The sequence below is a fragment of the Bisbaumannia pacifica genome (assembly GCF_007989625.1).
GTDB classification, from domain to species: domain Bacteria; phylum Pseudomonadota; class Gammaproteobacteria; order Pseudomonadales; family Halomonadaceae; genus Bisbaumannia; species Bisbaumannia pacifica.
This window is the reverse complement of record NZ_BJUK01000082.1, coordinates 1-7,184: the sequence shown is the minus strand read 5'-3', so window position 1 is coordinate 7,184 and position 7,184 is coordinate 1. Positions and strand designations below refer to the sequence as shown.

Annotated in this window: 8 protein-coding genes; 3 read left to right on the top strand and 5 right to left on the bottom strand. The window is 67.9% G+C overall.

Annotated elements, in window-relative coordinates; translation table 11 throughout:
- Positions 1 to 75: 75 nt before the first annotated feature.
- Positions 76 to 714 carry a thiopurine S-methyltransferase gene (locus HPA02_RS17825; protein WP_146804554.1) on the top strand — a complete coding sequence of 213 codons (639 nt, stop codon included), beginning with the start codon at positions 76 to 78 and terminating at the stop codon, positions 712 to 714.
- Between the two features lie 95 nt (positions 715 to 809).
- The gene (locus HPA02_RS17820; protein ID WP_146804553.1) at positions 810 to 980 is read left to right on the top strand and encodes a DUF6435 family protein; all 171 of its coding nucleotides are present in this window, start codon (positions 810 to 812) and stop codon (positions 978 to 980) included.
- A gap of 91 nt (positions 981 to 1,071) precedes the next feature.
- Here the strand turns inward: HPA02_RS17820 and HPA02_RS17815 are convergent, their stop codons facing one another.
- The 5 genes from HPA02_RS17815 to cysP all read right to left on the bottom strand — a co-directional run bounded on the left by HPA02_RS17815 (position 1,072) and on the right by cysP (position 5,618).
- A complete protein-coding gene (locus HPA02_RS17815) occupies positions 1,072 to 1,650 on the bottom strand; it encodes a YajG family lipoprotein (protein ID WP_146804552.1) in 579 nt (192 codons plus the stop codon).
- A 169-nt stretch (positions 1,651 to 1,819) separates the two neighbouring features.
- Complete coding sequence (locus tag HPA02_RS17810; protein WP_146804551.1) at positions 1,820 to 2,917, bottom strand: sulfate/molybdate ABC transporter ATP-binding protein; 1,098 nt, start codon at positions 2,915 to 2,917, stop codon at positions 1,820 to 1,822.
- 2 nt (positions 2,918 to 2,919) lie between these two features.
- The gene (cysW, locus tag HPA02_RS17805; protein ID WP_146804550.1) at positions 2,920 to 3,741 is read right to left on the bottom strand and encodes a sulfate ABC transporter permease subunit CysW; all 822 of its coding nucleotides are present in this window, start codon (positions 3,739 to 3,741) and stop codon (positions 2,920 to 2,922) included.
- A complete protein-coding gene (gene cysT / locus HPA02_RS17800; RefSeq protein ID WP_146804549.1) occupies positions 3,741 to 4,595 on the bottom strand; it encodes a sulfate ABC transporter permease subunit CysT in 855 nt (284 codons plus the stop codon). The genes cysW and cysT overlap by 1 nt, the downstream gene beginning before the upstream one ends.
- A 6-nt stretch (positions 4,596 to 4,601) precedes the next feature.
- Positions 4,602 to 5,618, bottom strand: a complete 1,017-nt coding sequence (cysP, locus tag HPA02_RS17795) for a thiosulfate ABC transporter substrate-binding protein CysP (RefSeq protein ID WP_146804548.1) — start codon at positions 5,616 to 5,618, stop codon at positions 4,602 to 4,604.
- Positions 5,619 to 5,855: 237 nt separating this feature from the next.
- Between cysP and HPA02_RS17790 the strand changes: the two genes are divergently transcribed.
- A complete protein-coding gene (locus HPA02_RS17790; RefSeq protein WP_146804547.1) occupies positions 5,856 to 7,154 on the top strand; it encodes a flavin-containing monooxygenase in 1,299 nt (432 codons plus the stop codon).
- The last annotated feature ends 30 nt before the right edge of the window (positions 7,155 to 7,184 follow it).

The window sequence follows — 7,184 nt, the reverse complement described above, 5'->3', positions numbered from 1 at the left end:
AAGGCCTGCTCCCAGTGCCCCTCCGTGACTCTGGTTTTGCTAGTTTGACCAGAGATTCAAAGAGGTTGAGGACCAATGGATAGCGTTCATGAAAACGAGTGGCTGATGCGCTGGCGGGAAGGTCGGATCGGCTTTCACCGCGAGGCGGCGCATCCGGCGCTGGTGCGCTACTGGCCGAGGCTCGGCGTGCCCGGCGATACCAAGGTGCTGGTGCCGCTGTGCGGCAAGAGCCTGGATATGCGCTGGCTGGCCGAGCGGGGGCATCCGGTGCTGGGGATCGAGCTGGCCAGCCAGGCGATCGCCCAGTTCGTGGCCGAGGGCGAGGCGCCGGCGTCCCGCTATCGCCAGGGCGATTTCGAGGTGACCCGGCAGGGCAGCGTGGAGCTGTGGTGTGGTGACTTCTTCCACTTTCATCTGCCCCAGGCCGCCGAGGTGGGGGCCTTCTATGACCGCGCCGCCCTGATCGCCCTGCCCGAGGCGACCCGCCAGCGCTACGCCTTCCACCTCGCCCAGCTGATGGCCCCGGGCAGCCGCGGTCTGCTGGTCAGCCTGACCCGGCCGGATAACGCCGGGCCGCCTTTCAGCGTCGAGGCAGCCGAGGTGGAGCGGTTGTTCGGCGCCAACTTCGAGCTGGTGCACCTGGACGACGCCGAGCCGGAGCCCAATGGCTTCCGGGAGAGTGTCTGGTCGTTGAAGCGTCGGGGGCCTTATTGAGTCCAGGTCTTGTATAGCTTTTCCCGGCCATGGCTTTCACTGTACAAGTTTTTGCGATATTTTGTACAACAATGGTCAACCCGGGAGGCAATACCATGTTCGGACTCTTCAAGCGCGACCCGTCCAAGCGGCTGTTCAAGGCGTATGAGCGCAAGTTGACCGAGGCCATGGAGGCCTCGCGCAACGGCGACATGCGCGCCAATGCGCGTCTTACCGAGGAGGCGGAGGCCCTGCGCCAAGAGATCCAGGCCCTCCGCCAAGCGTGACTCGATACGGACCACCAACGCCAAGGGGCGCCTCTATAGGCGCCCCTTGGCGTTGGTGGGTGCGGCGTTGGTAGCGGTGTTAGGGCCGGGGTCAGCGGGCCAGCAGGGCCCCCAGCTCCGGGTCCCGGAAGCTGCGGTTGAGGCCGTCGCTGAGCAGCTCGTTGACCATCCGGGTATTGGCCTCTTGGCTGGGGCGCAGCGCGTAGCTCTGGCTGCGTCGCGAGGTGTAGGTACCGGTGTAGGTGGTGCCGGCGTTGACCGCCTCGGCCTGGAAGACCGCCTCCAGCACCGCCTCGCCGAGTACCGGCACGCCGTCCCCGCGGGCATAGTCCAGGCGCCTCAGGGTCAGGGTCAGGCGCGGGGTGGTGTCGACCTCCCGGGTGGGGCGAAAGCCCATGCGGCGCACCGCCTCCTCGGCCTGGGCCTGTAGCTTGGGCACCAGCTCATGGGCCTGCACGGTAATGGTGGCGGTGGACATCTCGGCGCCGCTGCGAGTGCCCAGGACGTCGCTGTCGCGACCATCCACCACATGCACCGCCACCGCCTGGCCCTGGCCGCTGCGCGGCAGCTCGGCGCTGAGGCGGGGATCCACCTGCAGGTAGTGGGGGCTACTGCAGCCCGCCAGCAGCAGGGCGAGGAGCACGAGAGCCAGGGCCTGGCGTCGGAGCATGGGGTTAGGCTTAAAACTGGGCATGGGGCAGGGCATAGGACGGGTCTCCAATAATAACGCCTCGGCGGGATGCCGAGGCGAGTATAGGGGCAGAAGCCTTACGCTGAATAGCTTCCACGGTGGTGACCTGAAGCAAGCCCCGAGCCTTTCCAGGCCGGGCGATATCGACTCAGGCCAGGCTGGGCTGGGTCGCCGGCCGGCCCTCGGCGGCGAAGCGGTGCCAGCGCTGGGGCAGGGCATAGAGGCGCTGGCCGCGCCTGACGTCGAGGCGCTCGAAATCGCCATGGCCGATGGTGGCCAGCCACGGCTCGGCGAGCCAGTCGGCGGCCAGCTCGACGCGCACCTCGGCGCCCACCGGCACCACGGCGGTGACCGTCATCGGCAGGTGCGCCGCGGCACTGGGGGCGGCCTCCAGGCTCAGCTCGTGGGGGCGCAGCAGCAGCTCCTGGGGCCCTTCGGGCAAGTCGACCGCCAGGCGGGCCTCGCCACAGGTCAGCGCGCCGTCGCGCACCTCGCCCTCCAGGCGATTGACGTCGCCCAGGAACTCGAAGACGAAGCGGTTGGCCGGGGCCCGGTAGAGGGCCGCGGGCGCATCGATCTGCTCGATGCGGCCATCGCTCATCACCACCACCCGGTCGGAGAGCTCCAGGGCCTCTTCCTGGTCGTGGGTCACGAAGACGCTGGTGAAGTTCAGCTCGTCGTGCAGGTGACGCAGCCAGCGGCGCAGGTCCTGACGCACCTTGGCGTCCAGGGCGCCGAAGGGCTCGTCGAGCAGCAGCACCTCGGGGCGCAGGGCCAGGGCCCGGGCCAGGGAGACCCGCTGCTGCTGGCCGCCGGAGAGCTCCGCCGGGTAGCGCTGGGCGAAGCGCTCCAGTTGCACCATCTCCAGCAACTGATGCACCCGGGCGCGGATCTCGCCGCTGGAGGGGCGTTGGCCGCGTGGCTGGACGGTGAGGCCGAAGGCCACGTTGTCGAACACCGTCATATGCTTGAACAGCGCATAGTGCTGGAAGACGAAGCCGATGCGCCGGTCCCGCACATGCACCTCGGTGACGTCGCGGCTGCCGAAGTGGATGGTCCCGGCCGGGTCGCGGTCGGCCTGCTCGAGGCCGGCGATGATCCGCAGCAGGGTGGTCTTGCCGGAGCCGGAGGGGCCCAGCAGGCCCACCAGCTCGCCGCTGGCGATCTCCAGGTCGATGGGCTCCAGGGCCCGGGGCGTGCCCGGACGGCCGTAGGTCTTGGCGATTTGGCTCAGGCGAATGCCCATGATCAAGCCTCCCGGCGCGCGGCGCGCCATTCCAGGCCGGCCTTGGCGGCCAGCGTGAACAGGGCGATCAGGGCCAGTAGCGCAGCACTGGCGAAGGCGCCCACGGTGTTATAGTCCTGGTAGAGCTGCTCCAGGTGCAGCGGCAGGGTGTTGGTCTGGCCGCGGATGGCCCCGGAGACCACCGAGACGGCGCCGAACTCGCCCACCGCCCGGGCATTGGTGAGGATCACCCCGTAGAGCAGCGCCCAGCGGATATTGGGCAGCGTCACCCGGCGGAAGATGGTCCCGCCGGAGGCGCCCAGGGTCACCGCCGCCTCCTCTTCCCGGGAGCCCTGGGCCTGCATCAGCGGGATCAGCTCCCGGGCCACGAAGGGGCAGGTGACGAAGATGGTCACCATCAGGATGCCCGGCCAGGCGAACATCAGCTGGATATCCTGGGCGTCGAGCCAGCCGCCGATCCAGCCGTTGCGGCCGTAGAGCAGCAGATAGATCAGTCCCGCCACCACCGGCGAGACGGCGAAGGGGATATCGATCAGGGTCTGCAGCAGGCGCCGCCCCGGAAAGCTGAAGCGGGTCACCAGCCAGGCCAGGGCCACCCCGAATACCAGGCAGACGGGAATCGTCAGCACGGTGATAAAGAGCGTCAGGCCGATGGCGGCCAGGGTGTAGTGGTCGCTGACATTGGCCCAGAAGACGCCCACGCCCTGGGCGAAGGCCTGGGCGAAGATCGCCACCAGGGGCAGCAGCAAGAAGAGCGCCGAGAGGGCCACGGCGGCGCCAATCAGGCCCCGGCGCACCGCCGGGGCATCACCGATCCGTTGCATCAGCCGCGTCCTCCATGCAGGCGCTTGATAAAGTGCCCCTGCCAGATATTGATCGCCAGCAGCAGCGCCAGCGACACCATCAGCACCACCGAGGCGATGGCCGAGGCGCCCACGTAGTCGTACTCCTGGAGCTTGACGAAGATCATCAGGGCGGTGATCTCGGTCTCATAGGGCATATTGCCGGCGATAAAGATGATTGCGCCGAACTCGCCCAGCGAGCGCACGAAGGCCAGTCCCGTGCCGGTGACCAGCGCCGGCCACAGGTGCGGCAGGATCACCCGGCGGAAGGCGGTGGCGTCACTGGCGCCCAGGGTCAGGGCCGCCTCGTCCACCTCCTGGGGCAGGTCCTCCAGCACCGGCTGCACGGTGCGCACCACGAAGGGGATGCTGGTAAAGGCCATGGCCAGGGCGATGCCCACCCAGGTGTAGGCCACTTGCAGCCCCAGCGGCTCGAGGAGCCGTCCCATCCAGCCGCTGCCGGCGTAGAGGGTGGCCAGGGTGATGCCGGCCACCGCCGTAGGCAGGGCGAAGGGCAGGTCCATCAGGGCGTCGAGCAGGCGCTTGCCGGGAAACTCGTAGCGCACCAGCACCCAGGCCAGCAGCAGGCCGAAGGCGGCGTTGACCAGCGCCGCCAGGGCGGCGGCGCCGATGGTCACGGTGTAGCTGGCCACCACCCGGCCATCGCTGATGATGGCCCAGTACTCGGCCAGGCTGATGCCGGAGAGCTGCCCCACCAGGCTGGTCATGGGCAGCAACAGCACCAGCGAGACGAACATCAGGCTGATGCCCAGCGACAGGCCGAAGCCGGGCAGCACCCGGCGACGGCCCGTGAGGCGGGGAAGGGCGAGGCTCATGATGGCTTAGCGACGCTGCAGTTGATCGAGCAGGGCGCCGCCGGCGAAGTGGTCCTCCATGGCCTGCTCCCAGCCGCCGAAGACCTCCTCGACGCGCAGCAGCTCGGTGGCGGGGAACTGTTCGGCGAACTCTTCCACCACCGCCTCGTGGTGGACCCGGTAGTTGAAGCCGGCCAGGGTGCGCTGGCCTGCCTCGCTATAGAGGTAGTCCAGGTAGCCCCGGGCCAGGTCCTCGGTGCCGTTGCGCTCGGCGTTGTCTTCCACCACGGCCACCGGGAATTCGGCGAGGATGCTCACCGGCGGCACGATTACCTCGTAGTCGTCGCTGCCGTACTCGCCGCGGATGTTGTTGACCTCGGACTCGAAGCTGATTAGCACGTCACCCAGGCCGCGCTCGATAAAGCTGGTGGTGGCGCCGCGGCCGCCGGTGTCGAAGACCGCTACGTTGCGCAGGAAGGTGCGCATAAAGTCATGAATCTGCTCTTCGTCGCCGTCGAAGGCCTGCTCGGCGAAGCCCCAGGCGGCCAGGTAGGTATAGCGGCCGTTGCCGGAGGTCTTGGGGTTGGGGAAGACGATGCTCACGTCCTCCCGCGCCAGGTCGTCCCAGCTCTCGATGCCCTTGGGGTTGCCGGCGCGCACCAGGAAGGCGGTGGTGGAATAGTAGGGGGAGGCGTTGTTGGGCAATTGGCTCTGCCACTCTTCCGCCACCAGGCCGGCGTCGGCCAGCACCTGGACGTCGGTGACCTGGTTGTAGGTCACCACGTCGGCACGCAGGCCCTGCATAATGGCCCGGGCCTGGGCGGAGGAGCCGCCGTGGGACTGCTGCACGCCGACGCTCTCGCCGTGTTCGGCCTCCCAGTGGGCGATAAAGTCCGGGTTGATGGCGGAGAATAGCTCCCGGGCGATGTCGTAGGAGGAGTTGAGCAGCTCGCGCTCCTGGGCCAGGGCCGGGGTGGCGACGACGACGCTACTGCCGAGGGCGGCGGCCAGGATGCCGCGACGAATCCAGGAAGGCTTGAACATGGTCATGGGCTCCGCACGAAATTTAGGATGTTGGATAGCAGGCTAAACTAGCCCATAAGTAATGACAATCCTGTTTTATATATATTTTGGGAATAATGGCCAATAGCCATTCTCGATGACGGCCCCGCCGTTATCAGCATCTGTTTTTTTGATGCAAAAGCTAGAATAACTATATTTTATCTAATCATGGGGCGCGCCTAAGGTGGGGACATAACGACTTCATCCGGAGGACGCAGCATGACAGTAGAAACGATCGATACCCTGGTGGTGGGCGGCGGTCAGGCCGGCGTGGCCATGAGCGAACACCTGAGCAACCAGGGCGTACCCCACCTGGTACTGGAGCGTCATCGCATCGCCGAGGCCTGGCGCACCCGCCGCTGGGACTCCCTGGTGGCCAATGGCCCGGCCTGGCATGACCGCTTCCCGGGGCTCGAGTTCGATGGCCTGGACCCGGATGCCTTCGCCGACAAGGAACGGGTGGCGGCCTATTTCGAGGCCTATGCCGAGAAGATCCAGGCCCCCATCCGTACCGGGGTCGAGGTCAGGTCGGTGGAGCGCAACGTCGGCCGGCCGGGCTTTACCATCGAGACCTCCGAGGGGGTGATCGAGGCCAATCGGGTGGTGGCCGCCACCGGCCCCTTCCAGACGCCGGTGATTCCGCCCATTGCCCCCGAGGACGCCTCCCTGACCCAGCTTCACTCCGCCGAGTATCGTAACCCCGGGCAGCTGCCGGAAGGGGCGGTGCTGGTGGTGGGGGCCGGCTCCTCCGGGGTGCAGATCGCCGAGGAGCTGCGCCGCTCCGGCCGGCAAGTCTACCTCTCGGTGGGGCCCCACGATCGTCCGCCCCGGGCCTACCGGGGACGCGACTTCTGCTGGTGGCTGGGGGTGCTCGGCGAGTGGGACGCCGAGATGATGAAGCCCGGCACCGAGCACGTCACCATCGCGGTGAGCGGCGCCGGTGGCGGCAAGACCATCGACTTCCGCGAGCTGGCCCATCAGGGCATGACCCTGGTCGGACGCACTCGCGCCTTCGCCGACGGCAAGGTCACCTTCGAGTCCGACCTGGCCGACAACCTGGCCGCCGGCGACGCCAACTACCTGGCGATGCTGGATGCCGCCGACGACTATGCGCGCCGCAATGGCCTCGAGCTGCCGGAGGAGCCCGAGGCGCGGCGCATCCCCGCCGACCCGGCGTGTGTGCGTGAGCCGCTGCTCGAGCTCGACCTGGCCGAGGCCGGGATCTCCACCATCGTCTGGGCCACCGGCTTCACGGTGGACTACCGCTGGCTGAGGGTGGACGCCTTCGACGACAACGGCAAGCCCCAGCACCAGCGCGGCGTCTCCCGTGAGCCCGGTGTCTACTTCGTCGGCCTGCCCTGGTTGTCGCGGCGCGGCTCCAGCTTTATCTGGGGGGTATGGCACGACGCCAAGCATATCGCCGATCACATCGCCACCCAGCGCAAGTACCTGGCCTACCACGCCGAGGCTCAGGACGCGGGGCGCACCGCGCCACGCCGAGCGGCGACCGTCGAGTAAGCCCGTGGCGGGAGGCGAAGACGCCTCCCG

What these genes read in the sequence shown, in the direction of transcription:
- HPA02_RS17790 (WP_146804547.1), top strand. Translation starts at nt 5,856, where the DNA reads ATGACAGTAGAAACGATCGATACCCTGGTGGTGGGCGGCGGTCAGGCC.
- cysW (WP_146804550.1), bottom strand. Translation starts at nt 3,741, where the DNA reads ATGCAACGGATCGGTGATGCCCCGGCGGTGCGCCGGGGCCTGATTGGC.
- cysP (WP_146804548.1), bottom strand. Translation starts at nt 5,618, where the DNA reads ATGTTCAAGCCTTCCTGGATTCGTCGCGGCATCCTGGCCGCCGCCCTC.
- cysT (WP_146804549.1), bottom strand. Translation starts at nt 4,595, where the DNA reads ATGAGCCTCGCCCTTCCCCGCCTCACGGGCCGTCGCCGGGTGCTGCCC.
- HPA02_RS17825 (WP_146804554.1), top strand. Translation starts at nt 76, where the DNA reads ATGGATAGCGTTCATGAAAACGAGTGGCTGATGCGCTGGCGGGAAGGT.
- HPA02_RS17810 (WP_146804551.1), bottom strand. Translation starts at nt 2,917, where the DNA reads ATGGGCATTCGCCTGAGCCAAATCGCCAAGACCTACGGCCGTCCGGGC.
- HPA02_RS17820 (WP_146804553.1), top strand. Translation starts at nt 810, where the DNA reads ATGTTCGGACTCTTCAAGCGCGACCCGTCCAAGCGGCTGTTCAAGGCG.
- HPA02_RS17815 (WP_146804552.1), bottom strand. Translation starts at nt 1,650, where the DNA reads ATGCTCCGACGCCAGGCCCTGGCTCTCGTGCTCCTCGCCCTGCTGCTG.